This is a genomic window from Alicyclobacillus fastidiosus (assembly GCF_026651875.1).
Lineage (GTDB): Bacteria > Bacillota > Bacilli > Alicyclobacillales > Alicyclobacillaceae > Alicyclobacillus > Alicyclobacillus fastidiosus.
In genome coordinates this window covers 50,045-74,421 of the sequence record NZ_CP104067.1, presented here as the reverse complement: position 1 = coordinate 74,421, position 24,377 = coordinate 50,045, and the positions used below count along the sequence as shown (strand labels likewise).

At 46.4% G+C, this 24,377-nt stretch carries 20 protein-coding genes and 4 pseudogenes; 11 read left to right on the top strand and 13 right to left on the bottom strand.

Annotation, left to right across the window (positions count from 1 at the left end):
- Positions 1–405: 405 nt before the first annotated feature.
- The 7 genes from NZD89_RS00325 to NZD89_RS00295 all read right to left on the bottom strand — a co-directional run bounded on the left by NZD89_RS00325 (position 406) and on the right by NZD89_RS00295 (position 5,126).
- A complete protein-coding gene (locus tag NZD89_RS00325; protein ID WP_268005904.1) occupies positions 406–813 on the bottom strand; it encodes a cytidine deaminase in 408 nt (135 codons plus the stop codon).
- 141 nt (positions 814–954) lie between these two features.
- Positions 955–1,206 carry an NUDIX domain-containing protein gene (locus NZD89_RS00320; protein WP_326492899.1) on the bottom strand — a complete coding sequence of 84 codons (252 nt, stop codon included), beginning with the start codon at positions 1,204–1,206 and terminating at the stop codon, positions 955–957.
- Positions 1,207–1,616: 410 nt separating this feature from the next.
- On the bottom strand, positions 1,617–2,054 hold the full coding sequence (locus NZD89_RS00315) for a hypothetical protein (protein ID WP_268005903.1): 438 nt from the start codon (positions 2,052–2,054) through the stop codon (positions 1,617–1,619).
- 34 nt (positions 2,055–2,088) lie between these two features.
- Positions 2,089–2,763, bottom strand: a complete 675-nt coding sequence (locus NZD89_RS00310; protein WP_268005902.1) for a YiiX/YebB-like N1pC/P60 family cysteine hydrolase — start codon at positions 2,761–2,763, stop codon at positions 2,089–2,091.
- An 875-nt stretch (positions 2,764–3,638) separates the two neighbouring features.
- On the bottom strand, positions 3,639–4,346 hold the full coding sequence (locus tag NZD89_RS00305; protein WP_268008346.1) for a tyrosine-type recombinase/integrase: 708 nt from the start codon (positions 4,344–4,346) through the stop codon (positions 3,639–3,641).
- Positions 4,343–4,480, bottom strand: a complete 138-nt coding sequence (locus NZD89_RS00300) for a hypothetical protein (protein WP_268005901.1) — start codon at positions 4,478–4,480, stop codon at positions 4,343–4,345. Before NZD89_RS00300 ends, NZD89_RS00305 begins: the two co-directional genes overlap by 4 nt.
- Positions 4,481–4,877: 397 nt before the next feature.
- A complete protein-coding gene (locus NZD89_RS00295; RefSeq protein WP_268005900.1) occupies positions 4,878–5,126 on the bottom strand; it encodes a hypothetical protein in 249 nt (82 codons plus the stop codon).
- 114 nt (positions 5,127–5,240) lie between these two features.
- Here NZD89_RS00295 and NZD89_RS00290 point away from each other — a divergent pair, with 114 nt between their 5' ends.
- From NZD89_RS00290 to NZD89_RS00255, 9 genes are all read left to right on the top strand, one after another.
- Complete coding sequence (locus NZD89_RS00290; protein WP_268005899.1) at positions 5,241–5,654, top strand: SIR2 family protein; 414 nt, start codon at positions 5,241–5,243, stop codon at positions 5,652–5,654.
- Positions 5,655–5,731: 77 nt separating this feature from the next.
- On the top strand, positions 5,732–7,060 hold the full coding sequence (locus NZD89_RS00285; RefSeq protein ID WP_268003901.1) for a transposase: 1,329 nt from the start codon (positions 5,732–5,734) through the stop codon (positions 7,058–7,060).
- Between the two features lie 151 nt (positions 7,061–7,211).
- On the top strand, positions 7,212–8,048 hold the full coding sequence (locus NZD89_RS00280) for an SIR2 family NAD-dependent protein deacylase (RefSeq protein ID WP_268005898.1): 837 nt from the start codon (positions 7,212–7,214) through the stop codon (positions 8,046–8,048).
- A gap of 126 nt (positions 8,049–8,174) precedes the next feature.
- Positions 8,175–8,684: a hypothetical protein gene (locus tag NZD89_RS00275; RefSeq protein ID WP_268005897.1), complete on the top strand. Its 510-nt coding sequence runs from the start codon at positions 8,175–8,177 to the stop codon at positions 8,682–8,684.
- Positions 8,662–9,234 (top strand): AAA family ATPase, encoded by a 573-nt coding sequence (locus tag NZD89_RS29240; RefSeq protein ID WP_326492898.1) that lies wholly within the window; start codon positions 8,662–8,664, stop codon positions 9,232–9,234. The genes NZD89_RS00275 and NZD89_RS29240 overlap by 23 nt, the downstream gene beginning before the upstream one ends.
- 90 nt (positions 9,235–9,324) lie before the next feature.
- Positions 9,325–10,815 (top strand): IS21 family transposase, encoded by a 1,491-nt coding sequence (gene istA, locus NZD89_RS00270; RefSeq protein WP_268004194.1) that lies wholly within the window; start codon positions 9,325–9,327, stop codon positions 10,813–10,815.
- Entirely contained in the window at positions 10,802–11,542 is a 741-nt protein-coding gene (istB, locus tag NZD89_RS00265; RefSeq protein WP_268004193.1) for an IS21-like element helper ATPase IstB, read from the top strand. Before istA ends, istB begins: the two co-directional genes overlap by 14 nt.
- Positions 11,543–11,712: 170 nt before the next feature.
- Entirely contained in the window at positions 11,713–13,152 is a 1,440-nt protein-coding gene (locus NZD89_RS00260) for a hypothetical protein (RefSeq protein WP_268005896.1), read from the top strand.
- Between the two features lie 782 nt (positions 13,153–13,934).
- Positions 13,935–14,807: a DMT family transporter gene (locus tag NZD89_RS00255; RefSeq protein WP_268005895.1), complete on the top strand. Its 873-nt coding sequence runs from the start codon at positions 13,935–13,937 to the stop codon at positions 14,805–14,807.
- A 298-nt stretch (positions 14,808–15,105) separates the two neighbouring features.
- Here NZD89_RS00255 and NZD89_RS00250 read toward each other — a convergent pair whose 3' ends face one another.
- The gene (locus NZD89_RS00250) at positions 15,106–16,800 is read right to left on the bottom strand and encodes a M3 family oligoendopeptidase (protein WP_268005894.1); all 1,695 of its coding nucleotides are present in this window, start codon (positions 16,798–16,800) and stop codon (positions 15,106–15,108) included.
- A 462-nt stretch (positions 16,801–17,262) separates the two neighbouring features.
- Here NZD89_RS00250 and NZD89_RS00245 point away from each other — a divergent pair, with 462 nt between their 5' ends.
- On the top strand, positions 17,263–18,606 hold the full coding sequence (locus tag NZD89_RS00245) for an IS1380 family transposase (protein ID WP_268003751.1): 1,344 nt from the start codon (positions 17,263–17,265) through the stop codon (positions 18,604–18,606).
- A 228-nt stretch (positions 18,607–18,834) separates the two neighbouring features.
- Here the strand turns inward: NZD89_RS00245 and NZD89_RS00240 are convergent, their stop codons facing one another.
- Entirely contained in the window at positions 18,835–20,394 is a 1,560-nt protein-coding gene (locus NZD89_RS00240; protein ID WP_268005893.1) for an alkaline phosphatase family protein, read from the bottom strand.
- A 220-nt stretch (positions 20,395–20,614) separates the two neighbouring features.
- Between NZD89_RS00240 and NZD89_RS00235 the strand changes: the two genes are divergently transcribed.
- The gene (locus NZD89_RS00235) at positions 20,615–21,421 is read left to right on the top strand and encodes an SDH family Clp fold serine proteinase (RefSeq protein ID WP_268005892.1); all 807 of its coding nucleotides are present in this window, start codon (positions 20,615–20,617) and stop codon (positions 21,419–21,421) included.
- Here NZD89_RS00235 and NZD89_RS29355 read toward each other — a convergent pair.
- The 4 pseudogenes from NZD89_RS29355 to NZD89_RS00220 form a co-directional block, all read right to left on the bottom strand.
- Positions 21,396–21,545 (bottom strand): annotated as a pseudogene (locus tag NZD89_RS29355) (hypothetical protein); the annotation flags it as partial. The gene NZD89_RS00235 and the pseudogene NZD89_RS29355 sit on opposite strands and share 26 nt — an antisense overlap.
- Before the next feature lie 88 nt (positions 21,546–21,633).
- Positions 21,634–22,023: pseudogene (locus NZD89_RS00230) on the bottom strand (SDR family NAD(P)-dependent oxidoreductase); the annotation flags it as partial.
- A gap of 306 nt (positions 22,024–22,329) precedes the next feature.
- Positions 22,330–22,637, bottom strand: a pseudogene (locus tag NZD89_RS00225) (transposase); the annotation flags it as partial.
- 85 nt (positions 22,638–22,722) lie between these two features.
- Positions 22,723–23,939: pseudogene (locus NZD89_RS00220) on the bottom strand (IS110 family RNA-guided transposase).
- Between the last annotated feature and the right edge of the window lie 438 nt (positions 23,940–24,377).

Genomic DNA, 24,377 nt, shown 5'->3' with positions numbered 1-24,377 from the left:
CCGAAAACACAACAACCTGTACGTAAATATAGTGGTAAAGTCCGTGCCGCGGGGATTATTCAAATTGTCACTTCCTGTATGTGGGGCGTTATCACTCTTGTTCAAATCGTGTATGTTCTACAAAATGGTATAGGGACCACCAACCTCTTTGTTGCAGCATGGAATACAATCATGACAGTCTATGGGATCATTGAGGGTGTGAAACTTCTAAATGGTCGTAAGACGGAAGCTAGAGCAGGATTTAGGTCCGCTGTTGCAGGCATTGTCTGGTACCTGATTCAACCCATTGGTCCGCAAAGCTGCCTGTAAGGAAAACACAGCCCAAACAATAGCATTCATATTCATGCATATTCATACACAGTATTCTGTAGTGGTCTTCTTGAACATTCGCACCCAATAGTTCAATTAAATTTCGCCTTCATATGCCTTCGCCCAATGATATGGTTGAATTTCTTTTAGCGTCTTGTAATCCAATTCACCATTCTCCGTGAACACCGCAGCCTTAACATCTTCCCCCCAGTAAATCAATCTCTCTTGGCAAATGCCGCATGGAGTCAAAATCTTGAACTTGGAATTTTCATCGTCACGAACCACACAAATGGAGTAGGTCACAGGATCATTGAATTTATGAGCCTCCAGGATTGCTCCAGTCTCAATGCATACGTTAGTTGCATCAACGAGCACTTCAGGTGCGACACTGGTTAAAATACGTTCACCCTTTGTATACATGGCTGCAGCACCGCCCCAACCAACAGGGTATCTTTGTTTAATTAATTCAACTGCAGCATCGTACAATTTTTGTTCTATATTCATCAATCATTCCTCCTCATTTCATCTTGAGTTTTCCTGCCCAGTAGTGCAATAAAGATCTCACGGTTCAAACTGTATTTTTATGCAATGAACAACAATTGAGCTTGCCCAGTTTCCCCTTAGCGACAGAACGTTTTCAATTGATTATTGGTATTGAACAACCCGATAATAAATCATTAAAGGCATGAAGTTGTTCTGGAACAACTTTAATTGCCCAAGTGACAAGCCTGTTTCTTCAAAAACTTCTCGTCGTGCCGTGTCCTCCAAGGTCTCCCCTAATTCCATGTAGCCACCAGGAAATCCCCAAAACCCATTATCAGTGCGTTGGTGTAAGAGCAGGCTCCCTTCACTGTTGAAGACAAAAGCTCCCGCAACCACCATAATAATTTTTCTCATTGCCAATCAAATCACGAACATGCTTCACATAGTCTGCCACGTTAATTCACCTTCGTTTTTCAATAGTCTCGTTTGAGTAAACATGCCCTTTAACGCAATAAGAAAGCCCAATATCATCTGTCGCATAGGCTCCCGTTAAGCTCATAACATTTTTCGTCGTTCATTCGGTTTAATAAGCAATGACGTCACCTATGTAATCACTTATGGGCTGTGAAGTGTCCACTCTGACGAATCAGTTCCAAAAGTGCGATCTTGTCTGTAGAAACCACTGTAGTACCTCCTCTACTAGTGTGATTTGGTCGTCACTTTTAGTAGATTGCACTCAATGGCTCTTTCGTCAAGATCCAGCCTTTGAATTTACACCAATACCTGAGACTCTAACTTCGTATAAGGACAATCCTCCAATGGGTTTATGAATTGCGCCCTAGGTTTTGCCACATCCGAACTATAAATCCCAGAAGCATGATGAGCGCAGGAAGGAGAAAAGGCGAGGTACAATCTTCAAGGTACATGCCTGAAAAATTACCCATATGAAATGGAGGAAGAAGTTCGAATAGTGGCTCAAATGGCGTTTCCCATAGGGCTAGAATTCCATCTGTCCAACCATCAATGTGTAAGTGATGAGTAATTGGCGCGGTAAAGACAAGTACAATGGCCGGGAACTGGCCATAGAAAGATTTCCGGACAAGCGTTCCGATTGAGAGACCCTTCCTCAATTCATTCGTTGACCAAAGCACGAACGTAATAATCCAGAATGATGAAACTACACGTTGCAGCAATGTCATCCCAGTACACAGGGATACCGTCAATATTGTAAAAAAATAGAAATCAATAAAAACTAATCGCATATCGCCCCTCCCGTGGATACCTGTTACGCATGCCTTACTTAAAGCGACTTAAAACTCCCTTGCCAAGTGATGATGTTTTGACCTCTTGTAGCTTAGGACTGACGGCGAGATCGTCCGGAATAATCCATCGACTCTGCGCGCATAGTTGCACTCCTTGCGCATCAAAGGCAGACCAGACCAATTTACTACAATACATACTATTGTGGTCGTGGAGCCCACCAAAAATGCTGTAACCACGGTCAACTTGGGCAAGAGCATAATGGGCTGCACGTAACCGAAGTGGATATGAGCACAGCACTCGTTTGACACGTACCTCATCGTACCCATGAAAGGATTGAACCGGAATCACATGGGTGCCTTCTCGAAAGTTGGAGGATTCTACAACTTTCCCATTTCCTACGTACAGTGCGCAGTGGGTGTAATACCCGTACCCACCTCCCGCATCGTGACAAAAGATGATGTCACCTGGAACGAGATCATCGAACACTGCCTGATTCGGATGACCTTGGTAGGAACCATTAAAGCGTCCATGAATAGCGCCTTCGAGCACCGTGCTCATAATGGTTAATGTGTGTTGATCGTGAGCCCATGTTACCGGAACCACCCCAACGAGCAAAGGTGTAGCCAACAATCCAGAATATAATCCAAGCCTCAGGAGCTTACGCGATTGTTTATACCTTCTCCAGCGACCGTTTCGTGAGTACCTCATAAGCAAGCCTCTACTAAAAGTTAATAAATCGACATTCTCTGCAAATCATGCCCTTTCTTAAGTGCGCTTATGTAAAAATTGACTTTACCGTATCAAAACGCCGGCCCATTAACACTTTGAATTGTGAGTGGCTACAATTAAACGGAATATATGCCCGCTGTTTTCGACGTCTCTGCAAAACATAAACTGTCCTAAGTATCCGCGTTATACCTTGCTTAAGATTTTCGGTGCTTGTTGTATATTAATATTTCTATTCAATATAAAAGTATTGGTTGATTTCTAAGGCCCGTTCCCCCTGCGACCGGATCGCTTGCCGCGTAACGAATGCTACGGACACCTGACATTACGTTAGCTCCAAAACAGAGAACACAGGGCTCAGTCGTCGTGTATAGCACATGACTTGAAACTGATCCGAGTCAGTTTGCCTTACCTGCAACAGCACATTAATTTCAGCATGTGCTAGACGATTGGAACAGGTTTGATACTCAGGTGTATAGATCTCATTAACCCGATCTCTTCCGCGATAAACGATTGGCTCATTCTCATTTAACAAGTACAGCTCCAGTCGGAATTGACCATTACGAAAAGATTCCCATGCTTCCTCAAAACAGGCTTTCCATGCTTGGGACAATGATTCCCACATGGGCCCCCTCTCTCGGAATCTAATTGCCTACAATCTCTTGTTGTATATGCAATAAATTTAAACAGCTATAGAATAAATTACATATTTGTATGCAAGTAGATAGCTAGTTTCTTTTTGCACATAGCTGCCCGTTTGTTGAAGAAGCTGGTAAGCCCAACCGTTGTATTTCTATGCATTATTTTACCACATTGGTAGGCCTGGAGACCGTCCCCCCCCCAAGCCATTAAGATTGTCATTGAACGAAGTAACGTTCGTATGCTTGCTGGCGAGATGTTCCACTCAACGTAGCGTATAATTGCGTCGTCTCTGGCTTTTCATGGCCAAGGATTGATTGTACGGCCACCAATGGGGCACCCTGGTTTAACAGCATAGTGGCAAGCGTATGCCTCATCTTGTGTGGGCTGACTCGCTCTGTTAAATTACATCGTGCAGCAATTCGTTTAAAAAAGTATTGAATCTGATGCACGGACATCCGATGCGGCTGGCGCATGGTGACAAACAGAGCGGGGTCATGGTCGTTCCTCTCTCGAAGGTATCGTTTCACCCAAATCCGTGCCTTTGCCCCAAAGTACACCTCACGTTCCTTGTCACCCTTACCAAGGACCGTTACTGCGCCACGATGCCAGTCGATTTCATTTCGATTTAACCGTTGAATTTCGGATATTCTACCGCCCGTAGCGAAAAAGAATTCAACCAACGCATGCTCAAGGGAGGAGTTACACGAGTCACGAAGCAATTCCAGTTCGTCTATCGTCAGAGCCTTCGGATCTCGCTTTCCTTGCTTGGGCTCCTTCAATTTGAGTGTAGGGTTTCTTACGAGCAGGTCTGCCTCAACAAGCCATCCGAATAAACTCTTGATGGATCGGATTTTGTGGCCAAGACTTGAAGGCTTTAAGTGTTCATGATGACTAAGATGGTCGCGTAATATATTCAGTGTCACTTCTTCCAACGGTAAGTCGCCGATGTCCGCAACAACAATTTATGTTGCTGCCGATAGGCGCGAATCGTAAACGGCGAGAATCCCTCCTGACTTCGAACGCTCAAAAATGTTTCGGACACCTGAGACAGAATCATGAGTTCAACCTCCCCTTGGGACTCTAGTGAAACTACGATTCAACTCTAGTAAATTAGCATTCCCAAAAGGAAAGGTAGCAAACCCTGCTATCGGCGGCCAAAAGTGAACAAATGGACGACGCTTAGTTTCCGCAGTAATATCAACACTGATCTCCTTTTCTGCACGTCAAGTAATATTCTCGTGTATATTAATAATAATAAACTGTATAAAAATGCGGATTTGTCAGTTTAGAGTTATGTCGTAATCGGGCAGCAAAGGTCAATAGCAGTTCTTCTAGAAAAACTGGTAGAGGCTCGTTTGGATACAATAAAAGTTGCAAGTCCCGTCCGGGGAAGATCTCGGACATCCAACTGCCTATAGGGGTGGGGCGGCCCGGGCGCGAGCCGGCAATTGCACTCAGCACCAGCCTGACCCGTGACACCCTGCGATACCCTGCGATACCCTGCGATACCCTGCGATACCCTGCGATACCCTGCGATACCCTGCGATACCCTGCGATACCCTGCGATACCCTGCGATACCCTGCGATACCCTGCGATACCCTGCGATACCCTGCGATACCCGCTCTGCGGTCGCCAAGGCGTAATTCCACCGCTCTGCGGCAACAGGTGAAAAGGGGCGGATGTGAACGTGAACAGTGTACAAAGGGAAAACGGATGACCTTTCATTTTGCAATTGGAGGATTTTGGTCATATTTGTCGAACGACGTAATCAATATACGTTGGTTCCGAAGCGATATTGTTGAAACGAGGGACTCCAATGAGTGTTTACCTAGAGGAACTAAGAGAGGATTACCACAATGACAAGGTGGTTCCGTTCATCGGTGCAGGGTTGTCAGTTCCCTTCAACGTACCGACATGGAAGCAATTAATTGAGGAGATTACCTTGAAATATGCGGTCGGCAAAAGAGAATATATCAAGTCGGCTGTGGATATGAATCTGGACCTAGGAGACTATTGGGGGGCAATAGACGATTTGAAGAAGCATGCATTTATCGAGGATGACGAAATACAAAAAGAGATCGTAACATTGATTCGACAACGGCAGATTAAATTGGACGATGATTCTCTACATAATTACTCTGATTTAGCAAATATGAGATTCAAACTTCATTTAACTACAAATTATGAAGAAATCCTATATAGAGCGTGTCCGAAAAGCCCGCAATTTTGAGTAAATAGCAAAACGCACCGATCCGCAAAACTGGTAAAATTGAAGGTATCCAGCCGTCAAATTTTCCAGTTCTGGAGGTGCGTTTTTCCATAGATTTGCAGTTAGACCTGCTTCCATACGCCTATTATAACACGCTTGGCTTCGACCCCGAACTCGTTGATTACGTAGATCACATTGACGACTCATTCCTGGACCTGCTCGTCGGACCCCTGTACGACAAGAGAGGACGCAGACCCGCATCTCCAATCGCCTATTTCCGGATGCACTATCTGTATTTCACTAGGCCGGAGATTACCTCATTCCGTCAATTGTGCAAACAGTTGCGAGACCCAAAGAACCAGGCGTGGCGCAGCTTCATCGGTGTACCCAATCCAGCAAAGGTTCCGTCACACCAGAGCCTGAGTGACTTCCGTAACAAAGTAGGGCCGGACGTATTCGAACAAATTCGTGACGAGTTTATACGTCAATCCATTCACATGGAGGGATTCATCCAGGACACCCTCGCCGCTATTGACTCTCGTCCGATTTACGCCAATGTCAACGGATACAAGAAAAAACGCTGCGATTGTGAGGTTAAGTCAGTTTGCACATGTGAAAAAACGTTTTCTGACCCGGACGCCACCTATGGGGCACAGCGCAGCAAGGTGAACCAGAACCGTTTCTTCGTTGGTTACCGGAAGCACTCGATTGCAGTAAGAACATCTCAAGGACCTGTGGCCTTGTTGTCTATCCTTAAGCCTGCGAATGTGGGCGACATTCGAGTGATGCTTCCACTGATAGAGAAACTCCGGCAGATTAACGAAATGCGCACTCAGTATCTCGTTGCCGACATGGGTTACATAGATGCGGATGACCAGAAGGAGGCATACCACAAACACAGTATGGCTGTGGTTACAGGGTTTCGCAGTGGTATGGTGATGCCAGAGGAATGTAATGAACATGGGCAACCTGAGTGCGAACAAGGCGAACGACTGATTTGGGATGGCTTTGACTGGAAAACGGCCACTTCCTGGTTTCGTGGGGACTCAGAGAAATGCCAGTCATGCCCGCTATCCGGGGTATGCAGCAGGCAATTCGAATTTTCCTTTGACGACAAACCGATTGCATACGGCCCGGTGCCACAAGGCACCATGCTGCATGCCCAGATGCTTGATTTCAGAAGGCAGATTGAGCTGTCCTTTGCGCAAGAGTCCAATGAGTTGACAACAGTTATGAAACACAAGAAGGTGCCTGTACGAACAAACAAACGAGTACAGTCCTTCTTCACCATGCAGGATATATTCCAGCTCATGCAGGCGAGGATAGGTCACATTCGAGAGACCATGCTGCCTGATGACCACATAGAGCGAATTACACAAATGTATACAGTCCAGGCCGAGCAATTGAAACTCGATATCGCTGCATAGGCAAGCAGAACCTGGAAAATAAACAAAAGCCAATGTTACTGACAAGGGGTTCGTGCGCCCATTTTCAAGGGTGAGCAGGCAATGTGTTCCCATACGGAGGCATTCACCAAATTACCAAGTAAACTTATCCCATATCAGGAAGCCTGTATTCATGTATTTGGCTAGACATTTACTCGAATCGGATGCTTTTCGGACAACCTCATATAGGCATTTGGATTGCGAGAATATTCCAATACAGCTTAAGGACATTGAATCTTCAACTCAGAATCTGTTTGACGAAAGGAGAGTGTGCCATCTTCACGGATTTACTAGCAATTCTGGCACGATCGTTATTAGTCGGACGGGGTATGAGAAATTATATGGTGAACATAAGTACGATAATATCTTACGTCTTGTTACTGGTACGAAGAGGATCTTATTTTTAGGCTTTTCGTTTGACGATCAATTTATACAAACCTTAATCAGCCACCACAAAGAATCGTTCAAGGGCACCCACTACATCATTCTATCAGATCCGCCTGAAGAGAAAATCAAAAAGCTAAGAGAGGAATATGGATTACTCACGATTCCGTATAGTACGGAGGGGTCATCACATGTACAGGAGATAAGGAAAATTCTACAGTATGTATCGAAGCCCTTATTAGATCCGTCTGATCAGGGTAGTGGCGGTTCGGCCAATAAGCCAAACGGTTCCGAACATGAAGTTATCGTTGGTGCTGGATTGCCGGATCGGGAGCGGGACGTTGAAGGGAATTTGTTTTTCAGAAAGCTAAAACTTGAAAACATCGATGCTGATACAATTGAATTGGCCAAGTTGTTTTACATTGCGGCAGACACATACATAAGAGAATTGAAAAAAAGTGGTATGAGCATGCGAGTGATCGATGCAATTTTCCTCAAAGTGTTTACAAAGTACAAGGAGCACTATGTGGATACCTTTAAGAAATACGGAGATAGCCATTTGTCACCGCAGTGCATAAAAGCTTAGAGGTAATTGATTATGGTCGATATGCAGAGTTATTCCAGGGTAACAAGTCCGACGAGAACGAGAACAGAGGACTAATACATCTTCTGGCTGATGAAGACAACAAAGTATGGTGGGGGGACAAGAGACTTGCAGGCATATGATTTGTCAGATGACCGCGTCGTTCCTCCATCGGTCCAACTGCTGTTTGAAAACGAAGTGTTGGATTTGACAAAAACAGCCGTGTTAATGGATGTACTTACGAGTCGCAGACGAAAACGCTTCAGGAAAGTGTCGGAAATAGTATTTTACTACAGCATCGCAAATTTTAATCTCGCTAGTTTGTTCGCATCTAACAGAATGATCTTCAACGGATATTCGGCCAATCGCTATTTCAGGTTTGAAACTGTTGTTAACAATCTGCTTTTGCGACTGTTTCAGATGGACTACATCGAGATAAAAGGAAATCTCAATGTCAGGTCAAGCGACCTTGAGGTTGCGCTAACTTTAGCAGGACTTTCGTTCGTCAAGCACCTGAAGTCGGATTACTTTACGAGGCTTTCAGAACAGTATTTGTATACTTTAAACACCATTGATTTTTCGCCTGCCAACATAAAGATACTTAGGGGAGAGCGTAATGACTCGAATGATTTTCACTAAATTAGTGATCCAAGGCACGGCATACAGACGCACGATTGAGTTTAACAAGGGATTAACCATCATCAGGGGAGACAAAACCTCTGGAAAGTCCCTTGTTCTAAATTTGATCGACTATTGTTTGGGAAGGACTCAAAAGATCGATTTGACGGTGCAGAGAGAGCTAAATTTACACTGCGATCGGGTTTTTCTTGAGGTTACTCAAGATGAGGAAACCTTTACGATAGGCCGTTTACTTAAGGAGAGACAAAGCAAGTTTAGCATATACTACTGTTCTTTCAATGAGTTAGACGGATATACGCCCAAAGTGGTAAACCAAGAGGAGCTTATGCAGTTCCTCATGCGAAAGTTACGTCTTAGCGAGTATAAACTAGTTAAGCACCAGAGACATAGCAACAAACAAGAGCTAGAAACTGTGTCTTTTAGGGACGTCTTCCGATATGTTTACGTCCACCAGTGTGTATGGTCAAATAAAAATGGAGGTTTCGATCATCAGAAATTCCCTGATCTAATCATTAAGAAATCCTTGCTGATGTCATCAGGAAATCCCTGATCTGATCTGGAAATTTCCCTGGTGTATCTCTCCTAATTGTGTCATTTGCTTCTTACAATCCTCTTTGTAGAAATGCGAGGAGGAGAAAGGATGACGATGAGTATGGAGCAGATTCACCGGATCAAGGAACTGCAACTCCAAGAGAAAGGAGCGTATCAGATTGCAAAGGAATTGGGGCTAGATCCCAAGACCGTTCGGAAATACATGAAGCAGGAGGACTTCTCCCCAAGGCTGCCTGTGCCAGTGTCTAAGCCATCCAAGTTGGATCCCTACAAGCCAACCATTGATGCATGGCTTCTTCAAGATGCTAAAAATCGGTACAAGCAACGTCATACGGGGAAGCGAGTATATGACCGACTCGTGAAAAAGTTTCCGGAGTTCAACTGTTCGTACCCGACCGTGAACCGATACGTGACCGCATTTCGTCAACGCCAGCACCTTAGTAAGAAGGGCTATCTTGAACTTCAGTGGCATCCTGGAGAGGCTCAGGCTGATTTTGGTGAATGTGATGTGATTGTAAACGGCGTGCGACGCGTTACGAAGTATCTGGTGGTATCTTTCCCGCATAGCAATGCAGGATTTGTTCAGTGCTTTCTCGGTGAAACTGCTGAATGCTTATGCCAAGGATTAATGGACGTCTTTTATCATATTGAGGGTGTTCCGTCACGACTTGTGATTGACAATGCCACAGCAGCCGGCAGGCGAATTGGAGAGCTAGTTCGCCTTACACAGTTGTTTAAGCGATTCCAAGCCCATTTCGGATTTGAGATTACATTCTGCAATCCGAATAGCGGTCATGAAAAAGGAAATGTGGAGAACAAGGTTGGTTACGCTCGGAGAAATTACATGGTTCCCCTACCATCCAAAGTGTCATTGCATGAGTGGAACACTGAATTATTCGAACTATGCGATTTGGATAATAGCCGCGAGCACTACAAGAAAGGAGTACCTATCTGCGAGTTGTTTGAGAAGGACAAGGAAGCCATGCGAGCACTCCCAAACGCGCCGTTTGAATCTTGCCGATATGGGCATGTAAAGACCAACGGCTATGGCAAGTTCATACTTGATGGCAAGCACACTTATTCTTCCTCGCCGCTGTATGCAGACCGGGAGATTATTGTCCGGATCGGCGCACATTTCATTGAACCACTTGATGAAGCGGGTGACGTTATCTCTCGCCACGAAAGGGAGTTCGGTACAGAGCGGACAGACACAGTCGACTGGTTAACGATGCTAGATCAATTGATTGTAAAACCAGGAGCATGGCGAAACAGCCTGATGCGTAGCCAAATGTCCTACGAGGTTCGTGATTACATGGATGAGCAGGACAGGAGTGGGTTACGGCAAGCGTTACGCCTCATGAAGGATTTGTCTAACCAATATGGCTTGGACGTTGCGGTGACTTCGATACAGGAAGCAATTGTTCGCAAACGCACACAAGGCATTGAGGTCAATGCAGCAGTTGTTGCGGCTCGGATTGCTCACTACGGTCTGGATACGCCAGGGGAGCCTGGACCCGACATGAGCCAGTATGATGTTTTACTACCCGCATTCGGAGGTGAAGTGCATGGACCGCAGTGAGATACGACTAGAAATCTCACAATACTGCCGACAATTAATCCTGAGTCAGAATGCGGTACGGTTATGCGATTTAGAAGCTACGCCAAGACAGGAGGAGTTTCTACATAAGGTGTTCCGGGAGGAATTGGAGCACCGCGAGCGTCAGCGGAGAATTCGTTTATTTCAACGAGCTGCGTTCCCTGTACGAAAAACGCTGGAGGGGTACGAATTCAGTTCACTTCGCCTGCCCTCTACCTTGTCCCTGGATGAACTGACTTCGTGTCAGTTTGTCCAGGAGAAAAAGAACCTCGTTCTGTATGGTCCTGTCGGCACTGGTAAGACACACCTTGCCATTGCCTTAGGAACGAAAGCGTGTGAGATGGGAATTGTTACGAGGTTTTTCACCGCAGCATCCCTGGTGACACGACTGAGCGAGAGCAAACGCGCTGGATCTTTAGAACGCATAATGAAGGAACTAGAAAAGGCTCAGCTTGTGGTCATTGATGAGTGGGGTTACCTTCCGATGGACCGTGAAGAGGCGCAGCTATTATTTCAAGTGGTTGCAGCTAGTTACGAGAGACGAAGTTTGGTGATCACCACGAATCTGGAGTTCTCCAAATGGGGCGGTATTTTCACGGATGACCAGATGGCTGCTGCAATGATTGACCGTCTGGCGCACCATGGACAACTTGTTGTGTTTGAGGGAGAAAGCTACCGACTAAAACACGCATTGATGCGGCAAAAATGACCCAAACAGAACTGGAAATACACCAGGGAATTCTCGTGATAATACCAGGGGATTTTAGTTGATCACACCAGGGAAAAATCGATGATTACACCAAGGAAAAAGTGATGATAAAACCAGGGAAATCTTCTTGACAAAACACACACCAGCACGAATTAGGAACGAGTGATTTCTTGTCCCACAAAGATAGTTTCAAGCGTTACAAGAACCCACGTGCTTTTGAAGTCCTATTCAATCTGATTAGTCCAGATATCGATAATGTAAAACAACAGCTCGTGGATGCAAAAAACAAAATTGCCGATACTAAGACCGAAATAGTGGGTTTGAAATCCTATTTACGGGACAAGGATGCAGAAGACTACACGACTCTATGGCTCAAACATGAGCACAATCTGAATGAAATAGAGACGCGAAGTAAAGAAAAGGCGTCGATTGTTAACGACAGCAAGGGTAATCGAAACGAAGAGACTGAAATGTATGCAACCCTAAAGAAGGACCTCACCGGAATCGTAAACCAAATAGTTCAATATGAAAGAGAGAAAAATGACTACCTATTGTCTGTCAGTTCAAAGAAATTTCTAAGGCAAGATTACGACAATGAAAGGGAAGAAATACTCGCCACACTTGAACTTAACTACACATTAGTGATTCCCGATCAGACTATTGAGTGTCCATTATGTAAGTCTCTTGTGCCGCACCGAGGCCATGAGTCACGCGAGGCGAATTCCGTGGGAACTCTGAAGAAAATTGAAGAGGAACTCAAAAGAAAGATTCAACTAGTAACTCGTATGATCGACAACGATAATAAAGCAATCCAAGAATTAGACCAAAAAATTTCGCAAATGAGAAAAAGACAGGCGATATTTAGCGATGCTGCGATGGAGTTCACGAAAGAACTTGACGTTCCGTTTCTATCGCAAATTGACAGTATAAATAGCATTATAAACCAGTTGAATATGGAACAAGAAATCTTAAAAGAATGCCTGAGAATGCACCGTAAAATTACAGAAAAAGGGAAGTTGATCGAAGATCTAGAAGGCGAGGTAGGCCGCCTCAATGCAGAATTGGATAATTTGTACGTGAGTGAGGCCCTTACGAATTCAACATTCGCTTTTTTGACACAGCAGTACAAACAGTTCATGGGTAGATTGAAGTATGAAGTCGATGCAGAGACCTACATTCATGCCGATACGTACCTGCCATATTATCGTGGGTCCAACGTCTACTCCCACGAGAGCGGTGGATTGCAGTTATGTATGCAACTGTCTTACTTGTTCGCGATTATTTCAAGCAAGAGTGAAGGGTATTGTTCCGGGCATCCAGGCATCCTAATGCTAGATTCCTTAAGCAAATACCTCGGCACCTTGAAATCGAGTCCAGAATCTAGACAGACTATTGACGAAGTGGAGAAGCCCGAGAAGGACCTTATCAATGATCCAGAGGTGTACGACGAGATATACAAAATAGTCGTCGAATTATCGTCGGAATATCAAATAATTATCGTCGAGAATACGCCACCCAGCTTGGTTAACAATTGCGTTAAGTACACCTTCCTAAGCGGAGAAAAGGGCCTCATCAACCCGGAGGTTAATGAGTTTTCTAAGATTGATTAGTACATAGAACATGTCCGGTAAGGCTTACGGCTTATATCTGCCTTGTAGCTAATATTGCGGTAAGCCCCAATTCTCCTGCAAGAAATCGGGTCTCCCTTTTTATGCTCCAGCAGGGACATTCCGCAACACTGTCGCTTGCCTTATTGAGCTACTCCTAAACCTCGGATATGTCGATACAGTCCCAGTTATCGCCTTATACCTATGCACCCATTTCCTGAACCTTGTAGATTGGCACCGCCTACATGGACAGGAGCAAAGGAATTGTTCGAGATGGTCCATTAAAGAGTATATAAGCAAACGATACCGCTTAGATGGGTGTTCTATCAGGGATAGTTAGTAGACAGTCCAAGGCTTCACATCACAAACCCTCCTCGAAAATGGACGAAGTCTCCTGAATCTGCCCACCGAAAAACAACTGAGGCATTCTCTACTAATCAGCCCCAAAATACCACCAATCTACCACCAAATGCTATTGAACAAACGGGGGCGTTAATCCCATAAGATTGTGCATGCATTTGTGCATGGATATACACAATCTCGACCGATGTCTTGTGTCGCTAGCGGGCAGATAAATTCAATATGAGTTATCATAAAATTCACTATATACTAGGAAGAGAATGTTCGGCAAAAACGGAGTTCTGTTCGGAGGTGAAACGCATGGTGTTTGATTCATTATTTGAAAACGACGTTCCCTCATTCCTTCGCCACTGAGTGAAGGAATCGGGACGCAATTTCCCTTCGCCAGTGGACAACGCATGTCCAAATATGACGGAGGGATATTGATGAATACACGGTATTTAGGCGGCTTATACATGGCACTTGCCGCAAGTATATGGGGCGGCATGTATGTAGTAAGCAAGATTATACTTGCAACCGTTCAGCCCATGGAACTTGTCTGGCTCAGGTATGTGGTTGCCCTGATTACGCTGGCAGTTTGCATCGTTGCTACGAAGCAATCTTGGAAAATCAGCTGGAGGCATGTGCCACTTGTAGTTGCTGTCGGAGTTATTGGATACTTGGTGTCCATATGGACGCAGTTCCTTGGAACCAAACTGTCGACGGCGCAGATGGGAGCCATGATTACGTCGGCAACACCTGCTTTTATGGTGGTGTTTGGTCGTCTCCTGTTGAAGGAAAAGGTAACCCTACGGAGAGCGTTTTCCGTTGGGCTTGCCACGATAGGTGTTCTCATGATTGTTGGTATCGGAGGCATAAGCCATTCGTACCAACTTGGGGGCATGATTTTATTCGTTGCTGCCATCACGTGGGCACTGATGTCTGTATTAGTCAAACGTATTCCGAACGATTACTCGCAACTGACGGTAACGCTTTACGCCACATTTGTAGCCACGCTGCTCATCACACCGATTGCAGTCGGACAATTGGTTCATACAACAGCTAGTACGTGGCAGCAGTCAGGCATGTGGGGCGGGATTCTATACTTAGGGGTAGTTTCTACAGCAGGTGCGTTTTTCTTATGGAACAAGGGACTACAAATGGTTGATGCGTCATCTGGCGGGTTGTTCTTTTTCTTTCAACCACTTGTCGGTACATTTCTAGGGTGGTTACTTCTTGGCGAAGTAGTTGGAGTTTCATTTTGGTTAGGGGCGGCATTGATTGTCATCAGTGTTTCTCTGGTTGTACTAGATTCCTAAGAAACATGTAAACAGATTTGTTGGTCCGAATGTCACGTCTCAGGACCCTGTAAGTTGGTTTTGCATGAACATGCACTGTTAATGACCTTGAGCTTGATGAACATCAGGGGCATTTAACGCCATATGCATGAACTCTAGAGGTTGTCGCAGCAACACTAGAATTTAGACCGCGTTTTCGAGCTCGCGGGAAACACAGAATCCGTTATCTCATTTATGTAAGGAACGGGGATCGCGCCTGCGATCCCCTTCTGAATCTCATATGCGTTACAGAGTTCTTGACCCTTTTCGGACACACATTTTACAGTTTCTTATCGTCTATCTTGTCGAGCCAGTCTTCAATGACCCCGATCACCGATTTCACACAGCCGTCTTCAAATGGAGAGATGAGGTTCGCCACCTTGACCAACTCTGTGAACGGTTTGCTGCCGCCTTGCTTGCACAACTTGACATAGTCCGCCCATGCTGAGTCGCGGTCTTCATGCATGCGCTTCCAGAACTGCAGAGCACAGATCTGCGCCAGCGCGTAGTCAATGTAGTAAAACGGCGTCCTGAAGAGATGACTTTGTTGGTGCCAGAAGCCACCGCGCTCCAGGTACTCGTTTTCCGAGTAATTGCGGTGCGGAAAGTACTTCCGCTCAATCTCTCTCCAGGCGAGTTTTCGTTCAGCCGGCGTCGCATCCGGGTTCTCATAGACAAAGTGCTGGAATTCGTCACCCGATACCACATACGGAATAAGCTGTAGGGCGGACTGCAAATGGTAGAACTTGTACTTCGCCGTATCCTCCTCGAAGAACAACTCCATCCACGGCCAGGTGAAGAACTCCATACTCATCGAAGGGATCTCGCACGCTTCTAACGTCGGCCAGTTATACTCTGGAATCTCATAACCACGGCTCTGGTACACTTGATAGGCATGGCCTGCTTCGTGCGTCAACACGTCGATGTCGCCGGACGTCCCATTGAAGTTGGAGAAGATGAACGGTGCCTTATACTTGCTGAGGTATGTACAATACCCGCGGTCAGCTTTCCCCTTCTTGCTGACGAGGTCCATCAGTCCATTGTCAATCATGAACTGGAAGAACTCGTCGGTTTCCGCAGACAGTTCAGAATACATCTTACGTCCGTTATCGACGATCCACTCCGGACTGCCTTTTGCCGTTGGATTCCCAGACTCGAACTGGAATCCGGTGTCATAGTACTGAAGCGTGTCGAGGCCTAGCCGATCACGCTGTCTCTCGCGTAATTTCTCTGCCGCCGGAACGATGTACGTGAGGACCTGCGTTCGGAACTTCGCGACCATCTCGGCGTTATAATCCGTCCGGCTCATGCGGGCGTAGCCGAGTTGTACAAAGTTGTCGTAGCCGAGTTTTTTCGCAACCTTGGTACGGACCTTCACCAACTGGTCGTAGATGTCGTCGAGCTTGGCCTCATGTTCGACGAAAAACCCGTAGCGAGCTTCAGACGCGCGTTTGCGCATAGCGCGATCGGCCGATTGGATGAAGGGCTCTAATTGGGACAGGTTTCTCTCTTCACCTTCGAACATGATCTTTGCCGAAGCGAGCAATTGCTGGTATTCACTCGTCAGCTTATTTTCAGTGGCCAAATCGTCGACAATTTCCGGCGAAAAGGTCTTGAGACACAGTTCCGCCAACTTGAAAAGTTGCGTCCCCCACTTCGCTTTGAGTTCACTCTGAAACTTGGAGTTTACAAGCGCTGAATAGAAGTCGCTGATGAGGCCCTCGTAGACTGGCTGCACTTCGTCGAAAAAGTCTTGCTCTTGTTTGTAAAACTCATCGGTGGTGTCAATCGTGTGGCGAATTCCCGCAAGTTCATGCATCGTTTCGAACTCCGCGCGCAGACCGTTAATCTGCCCCATAGCGTTCTCTTGTTGATCGTACGTCGCAGCATCTGTGAAGTTCTGGATGGACGTTGCGAATTGTTGTTTGAACGTCTCTATATCTGGTCGTCGATACGGCAGCTCATGAAATTTCATCCGTTTCGCTCTCCCTTGTTTGGTATCCTTCACTTGACTCTTGCAAAAATTTCGCCGTCGATTTTCAGTAACTCATCGCGATAAATAGGGGTCTTTGTCGACGACGTAAAATTAGGTAGGACAACCAGACTTCGAGTCGAATTAACGGTATCGGAGTCAAAACGACCAAAGGGGTTGTCCACGATGATCCTGGCCTTTCAAACGAGTCCCTCCTCCCTATATCCACCCAACACATGAACATATCGGTGCTATTGATTTCGATAGTCGGATTCCGTCACACTCGTCTTACCCATCATGTACACGTTCTGAAGTAGTTGAATGTTGCTGGAAAAACGTGTAACAATCATAAATTACCTGAATCCGTGACGTGGATTTTCAAGAGGACGACAAAAATCGCGTGAAATCAAGTAAAATGGCGCTATCAGATGGACGAATCTACCTCACCTACTTGGTGGTGCCTTCATGCGTTTTGTGATCGAAGAGTCAGATGAAATATTGACATCCCATTCTGGACTTGCTCTGGTTGGACTGCTCCTTGGCAAGACTCAACTATCCGCACGTCTCAATGCCCTCCCTGTCCCAGGGCGCGCGTATACGGAAATTTCGAATCAAGATGTTGCCTACGCCTACCTGGGCCTCTTGTGTCAGGGGAAGAGCGACTTTGACCACATTGAGCCGTTGCGTCAGGACGAGTTCTTCCCTGAAGCGCTGACCATTTCCAATGTACCGTCGAGTCCAACACTACGCCAACGCCTGGATCTCGTAGCACCCGAAGAAAAATGTGACTGGCAATCGGTTATCCTCGAAGAATCAGCTGACCTATTGAGCAAGGTGGGCGTGTACCTTGCACCCATTGTACTGGGGGATGGGCATCGTGAATATCTACCGCTTGACATTGATGTATCCCCATTTGACAACTCAGGAACCAAGAAGGAGGGCGTGTCTCGTACCTATAAAGGGTGCGACGGATACGCGCCGATTTTCGCTTACTTAGGACAGGAAGGATACGCCGTTCACGTAGAGTTCCGAACGGGAAGTACACATTGTCAAAAGGGGACCGCCGCGTTTCTGGCTCAGAGTATCCGCTATGCTCAACGAATTTCGGACAAGCGCCTACTCGTACGCTTAGATGCGGGAAATGACAGCGTAGAAAACTTAGTCGTATGCAGGGCCGACGAAACCTCGGCCGACTTTATCGTGAAGAAGAACCTACGTAAGGAGAACCCGAATGCGTGGTTGCTGACGGCTGAGCAACACGGTACCTACACAGAGCCCCGTGCAGGGAAGAAGGTGTACAGAGGGTCCATCCTGTCTCCAATGAAGGGATTAGAAAAACCGGTCCGGATGGTGTTTGAAGTGATTGAACGCACGATCCAGAGCGACGGTCAAGCATTACTCATCCCGAGCATTGAGGTAAACGTCTACGTCACGAGCTTGCCAGAGGCTCCAGAGGTGATCATCGACCTGTATCATGCACATGGAACGATGGAGCAATTTCATAGCGAGATCAAGACAGATTTAGATTTGGAACGGTTGCCCTCGGGGAAGTTTGCAACGAACGACCTTGTCTTGCATTTTGGTGTACTGGCATATAACCTGTTGCGCATCATCGGACAGGAGAGCCTGAGAGAGCAGGATGCACCGATTCGGAAGAAAGCAGAGAGGCGACGCATACGCACCGTGATCCAGAATCTCATCACGCTTGCGGCGAAAATGACGAGACACGCGAGGCAGACACGGCTACGATTCGGACGAGGTAACCGGTGGTTGCCCGTGTTTAGGCGACTATACGAAGCATTTGGATGAAGAAGGGAAAGAGCGTCCGATGTATCCACATGTGAATGCATCCCTGAAACGAAGGGGTTATTCACCTGTGGACAAATTCACAGACTCCTCTCTTCTGCAAAAATGAACCACTCTGTTGACTGCTCGCCGACGCTTGGAGTCATGTTCAAAACTACCTTGACCAGTCTCTACAGACGTCACGGATTCAGGGTTATTTCACAATACTGGAAAATGGGAATGTGTACGTGATTACGGAGATTCCACAAGCGAAACGAAGTATTTCTTTAAATCTAGGAACCGACTGGGTTCCTTCAAAACCTGTTGGGTCCCATTGATAATGATCGGTGCAAAGACATCCTCAGCAAGCAGCGAAGCCTGTTGAGCACCTCCATCGTGTCTGGGAGCACGTTCATCTCCAAACTGGTACCCTTTTTTTGCAGTTACGATGAGGTATCTTCCAGTTTGACAGTGAGCCGCGCTCCAGAGTTGGTGCAACGCGTCCGGATATTTACCGTATGTAATCGTACGATGTTTTCCCACTGTGATATCAAGAATTGACTGATTCCCTTTGATTCCCCACGCTTGTCCATATGAGTCCGTAAAGGGTCCATCTTTGTAAAAGGACAATGGGGTTCCAGAATTCTCCGGTGTCGTCACAAGTACTTTATTTCCATCGGACCACGCAATAAGGTCAAGTCGCTTTTCTTGCCTCAACTGGTTTACTGCCTCATCGGGGCGTACGTGATCATTTAAGAGATAAACATACGCCATTCTTGAATTCACGGCTAAGGCTACATCATCACTCGAATCCAATGTCTTCCCCCAACGATAAATATCGTACTTCGAAAGTGAATCCTTGAGAAAAATGGTGGGCTGTTTCTTTGTGGGGAAAACCGCTGTTACTCCTCCATCACCCATCACAATGAGGGTCATATGATGTAAAGTTTTATCCCAAGTACCATACGACGCAAGGATTTTCTGAAGGTTTTTTTCGACGTCGGTAACCCCCTTCATGGAATTCACTCCATGTTTGTGAATAACCGTGTCGTTACTGGGCAAGTACACCATTGTGAAATCGGGCAACTTCCCCTGTTTTATAAGACGCAGCAATGCCTCAGTGGCAAAGTCGTCATTCATTCCTAGTCTGTTAAACACTCCTGCCTTACTCGTATCTGCCCACTGTGAGGTTAACCCACCAAGCACCAACGTATCGGGTCCTTGGACCGTGTATGTGCCTGTTTGCGTAAATGGTCGCGTATAAACCGGAAGTGTAAGCTGGTGAGCTTTTCTCCCCCGATAAATCAACATATTGATTGCCCCGGTACTGTATCCAGCATCCTGTAAATCTTCGAATATCGTTTGTACGCCCTTCGAAAGATGTGTCTGGTTTAAGTCATAAAGCGCATTTTGTGAAACAGTTTTTGTTCCAATCATCATAGTTTGCCAAAAATTGTTTCCGTAGTTTACAATTGTATTTCTTTTTGTATCAAACCACACTAATCCAGGAATGCGATGCTCATCTGGCGACACCCCAGTTACCACTGTACTCAGGTCAGAAACAGACATCGACGGAAATGAAGCAACGATATTGGGAAAATAATGACCGTTCCGTACCAAATATCGAAGTGCCACAAACTTCTTGTCGTTCATTGCCTTGTTGATGGATCGATTCGTTAGTGAATCGACGACAATAACAACCACTTTATGTCCGTTCACGTGTTGAACGGTACTCGATTGCTTAGGCTCGTTCCCAGTGCTACAACCAGTAACCAAGACCATAATCAATACAACAATGAAGAAGATTCTCATCAACCTCTTACCCCTTATTAACCGACCTAAGACGTAAAATGTGCACATCTTAAGAATTTCATGACCAAGCTCATTTCTTTGTTATCTTCACCAGTCATTTGGATGACGAATCTTGAAGAGGAATATAGCGAAGGTTAAAGAACAAAGTGCTGGCGTTGAATGAACGAGATTTTTCTGTCGAAACATATTTTTCTCGTCATGAGAGGGTGGAATTTTACATATGTGGTTTTGGATCTTGTTTTTTATTTGGACCCTTGTTCCCGTCTGGCGGCAATACTTCATCAACTATCGGCGTCTTTGTGCCATCCGGAGGCTTGAACGAAAACGCGGTACCAGGGTGATTACATTAATCCATCGGCAGGAAACCATCAGCTTTCTTGGTATCCCGCTCCGCAATTACATCTCGGTTGAAGACTCTGAACAGGTTTTGCGTGCTATTCGTTTAACTCCAGATACCATGCCGATTGATATCATTTTGCATACCCCCGGAGGGCTCGTACTTGCCTCGGAACAAATCGCGCATGCTCTGAATCACCACCTTGCAAAAGTCACGATTTTTGTTCCACACTACGCAATGTCCGGCGGGACCATGATCGCACTTGCCGCCGATGAAATTGTGATGGACCTAAACGCCGTCCTTGGTCCGGTTGATCCACAACTTGGACAGTATCCTGCGGCTTCAATTATAGCGATAACCGAACAAAAGCCTTTGGACCAAATCAAAGATGAGACGTTGATATTAGCAGACATATCGCGTAAGGCAATCCATCAAGTAGAGGAATTTTTAAAGCATCTTCTTCACGGAAAAATGGAGCGTGAAAGAGCTTCTGAAATCGTCCGCATTCTTTCATCAGGTTATTGGACCCACGATTATCCGATTACTCCGGAACAGGTCGAACAGTTAGGTTTACCTATATATGTAGGATTGCCACCTGAAGTCTATGAACTTATGGAGCTTTATCCGCAACCATCTGGGCGACGCCCTACGGTTCAGTATGTCCCTACGCGCTATGACGGACGGGATTGATAAGTGCACGGTTATTCATGAATATCGAGGCAACTTTTTCGCCGAGAAGGTGGATTAACGGTGTATCGACCGGACCTGGCGAAATCATTTGTACATGGATTCCCTCTGGTCTCAGTTCTTGCCGTAAAGATAAAGCAAGCCCACGAAGTGCGTGTTTCGTTACGGCGTATGCAGCAAAGAAAGGTGGCGTACAAGGAACGGATAAAAGATAAAATCAGAACAATAGATTTACGTTGACCATTTCTGATCAACAGAAAAAATGCTTGTATAGTGTTTACGGCACCCCAATAATTCACTTCCATCACATGCTTAGCGATGCCAATATCCATCATTTCGACCGGCGACAGGTAAAATGCAGCGGCTCCGTATATCAGTACATCCAACCGACCAAATTGGCTCCCAATTTGGTCTGCGACTTGTTCCACTTCTTCCGGTGACGTAACGTCTGCAGCAAATGCTTGAACCTTACCCCCGGTTAACTGGATCTCATCGACAACTTCTTGTAAACGTTCTTTACCTCTGGCAATCAACAGCGTCTCTGTTCCTTGTTTAGCCAGCAGCAACGCACATTCTCTGCCGATACCGCTTGAACCTCCAACAATGGCTACGACTTGATGCTCTAGCGATTCACGGAAACCTGTTTACAAAGTATAAACATGATCTCAATATACCCAAATTGTTCCACTGAAACCCCAGTTACAATTTATGTTGAGACGGGCAGGTTTTTCGACCATTTCACATTATTGTAGGGGATCCCATCGTGCCGTTACATTCAGACTATCGATTGCTGGCTGAACACATCATGCAAAACATTCACCGTTTGAAGAATTTCGTGGAAATCAATTCGCCAAGGTAGCGTCCCGTCAAGTGGTGTAAATTCGTTGAATGCAAGCACTTTGTGACAGGCGTCATTTATGTAAGACTGACGTTGGTGCCAGCAACTCTTCGTCTTGGTTTCCAGTCAGTTTCGCCATCGATTCCCTGCTGAAGTATCACCTTGCAACAATCCATTCGTCGCGTTGTTCTTGGCGAATTGCACCAATAAGCCTTACAACGGATTCTGAGCGACGCCCGAATCTCACAGTTGAGACGTTCCAGTGGGTTTGTAGAGCAAATCTGCCGCCAATGTTCTTTCGGGAACGCCATGTAAGCTAATACATACATCCACTTGCGCCTGCTCCAGGATGCTCATTGCTTTTGGAAACCGCCCGTTCAATGCGGCTTGTTGCGCTAAAGCCCCCTACCGTGAAAATAGCATAAAAAAGCTCCCGTGTTCTCCGTCTTAGACATATATGGATATTTCAGGAAGTTGGTTGAACTATGACTGTCAAACCGAGTTTCTCCAGAGAATGCAAGTGACGACGGATAACTCGTTCTCGGTTCCGCTCTTCGTGGTACGTTGGCCCAAGGTCCTCGTATTCTGTCTGATTGACCAGCATGTGATAGATGATAATTAACATGTAGTGACCGACTGCCACGGCTGCTCTCTTGGATCCCCGACGCGCAGCGATTCGGTGATACTTAGCGGACAGATAGGTATTCTTTGTTCTGGCGGCGCCACGTGCGGCTTCGATTAACGCTTCTCGTAACCAAGGATCTCCCTTGCGGGTCTTGCCACTTCGTCGTTTACCCGCACTTTCATTGTTGCCTGGACACATTCCTGCCCAGGACGCCAGGTGTTGCGCACTTGGAAACCTGCTCATGTCGGTACCGATCTCCGCCAGTATCAGTTCCGCCGTCCGCTCGCCAATTCCAGGTATCGTCTGGATTCGCCGGAGATCTTCGTCAAAGGGCGCATCCGCTGCTCAATTTCAGCACTTACTTCCTCGATCAACTCATCAAGGTGATCGATGTGCCGAAGCTGAACAGCAAGCATCATCTGCTGGTGCGGACGAACAACACCGTGCAATGCACGTTTCAGTTCTGCGGTCTTGTTACGGAGGCGTCCCTTCACGATCTCCTTGAGCCGTGATTCATCCATTTTTCCACCAATGAGTTCAGTGAGGATGGCTCGACCCGATACGCCAACCACATCACTTGCCACCGATGCCAATTTGATATTTGCTCCTTCAAGGACTTTCTGGAGGCGGTTGACTTCATTGGCACGTTCCCGGACGAGAGACTTGCGGTACCGGACCAGTTCCCGAAGTTCACGCTGATTTCGGTCAGGGATATAGCTCCCCTTGAGCAGGCCATGGCGCAGCAGGTCCGCTATCCATTCAGCGTCCCGAACATCCGTCTTTCGACCCGGAACCTGCTTGATGTGCTGGGCATTGACGACCAACGCCTCGAGATCCCTGTCTTCGAGAAGGTTGAAGATCGGCTTCCAAAAGACGCCCGTACTTTCCATCGCCACATGCGTGCATTCATGACCGAGAATCCACTTTATGAGCGACTCAAGGTCATCCGTCATCGTTCCGAACGTCCGAATCTCCTTTATCTCCGGCGTGATCACACAACCAACGACCTTCTTCTTGTGGACATCCAGTCCGCAGCATCGCTCGTGTACAACCTGCATAATGCTGCCACTCCTTACCCAAAGAAGTACAGCCACGTGGCGACCGATGCGATAAGAATTCTACCGTACGTGCTTCCCGACAGCGGGAGCGACAAATCGTGGTGCTCCAAGTCGCCAACTCCGTCTTATGCACGGACTCGTGGTACCAGGGGGCGACGAGCTCCGTGTGGCTGTCTAGCGACATAGTAGATCACGGATCTACATTTTCATAGATTGTGGTGCCGCCAGGCGGCATGGGGGTCTTATGTGCAATAGCCTCTCGGCATTGGATTTTCACTGATTCCCCAGGGGTTCTGTCCTTGAGGGAATCTTCGTTTGCCCCCATGTTCATTTACCCCACTTGACAATTCAAAATTGGAAATTCATCGCCGCCAGGAGAAGAAACTGTGGTATTTACACCAAATTTTACTTGACTTTTCAGAATGACCCCAACAATCC

Bases quoted from the DNA above. Each gene is read 5' to 3' on its own strand.
- NZD89_RS00325 (WP_268005904.1), bottom strand. From the start codon at position 813: ATGAATATAGAACAAAAATTGTACGATGCTGCAGTTGAATTAATTAAA.
- NZD89_RS00290 (WP_268005899.1), top strand. From the start codon at position 5,241: ATGAGTGTTTACCTAGAGGAACTAAGAGAGGATTACCACAATGACAAG.
- NZD89_RS29240 (WP_326492898.1), top strand. From the start codon at position 8,662: ATGACTCGAATGATTTTCACTAAATTAGTGATCCAAGGCACGGCATAC.
- NZD89_RS00240 (WP_268005893.1), bottom strand. From the start codon at position 20,394: ATGAGAATCTTCTTCATTGTTGTATTGATTATGGTCTTGGTTACTGGT.
- NZD89_RS00245 (WP_268003751.1), top strand. From the start codon at position 17,263: ATGCGTTTTGTGATCGAAGAGTCAGATGAAATATTGACATCCCATTCT.
- NZD89_RS00320 (WP_326492899.1), bottom strand. From the start codon at position 1,206: ATGAGAAAAATTATTATGGTGGTTGCGGGAGCTTTTGTCTTCAACAGT.
- istA (WP_268004194.1), top strand. From the start codon at position 9,325: ATGACGATGAGTATGGAGCAGATTCACCGGATCAAGGAACTGCAACTC.
- NZD89_RS00280 (WP_268005898.1), top strand. From the start codon at position 7,212: ATGTATTTGGCTAGACATTTACTCGAATCGGATGCTTTTCGGACAACC.
- NZD89_RS00310 (WP_268005902.1), bottom strand. From the start codon at position 2,763: ATGAGGTACTCACGAAACGGTCGCTGGAGAAGGTATAAACAATCGCGT.
- NZD89_RS00250 (WP_268005894.1), bottom strand. From the start codon at position 16,800: ATGAAATTTCATGAGCTGCCGTATCGACGACCAGATATAGAGACGTTC.
- NZD89_RS00315 (WP_268005903.1), bottom strand. From the start codon at position 2,054: ATGCGATTAGTTTTTATTGATTTCTATTTTTTTACAATATTGACGGTA.
- NZD89_RS00255 (WP_268005895.1), top strand. From the start codon at position 13,935: ATGAATACACGGTATTTAGGCGGCTTATACATGGCACTTGCCGCAAGT.
- istB (WP_268004193.1), top strand. From the start codon at position 10,802: ATGGACCGCAGTGAGATACGACTAGAAATCTCACAATACTGCCGACAA.
- NZD89_RS00300 (WP_268005901.1), bottom strand. From the start codon at position 4,480: ATGATTCTGTCTCAGGTGTCCGAAACATTTTTGAGCGTTCGAAGTCAG.
- NZD89_RS00235 (WP_268005892.1), top strand. From the start codon at position 20,615: ATGTGGTTTTGGATCTTGTTTTTTATTTGGACCCTTGTTCCCGTCTGG.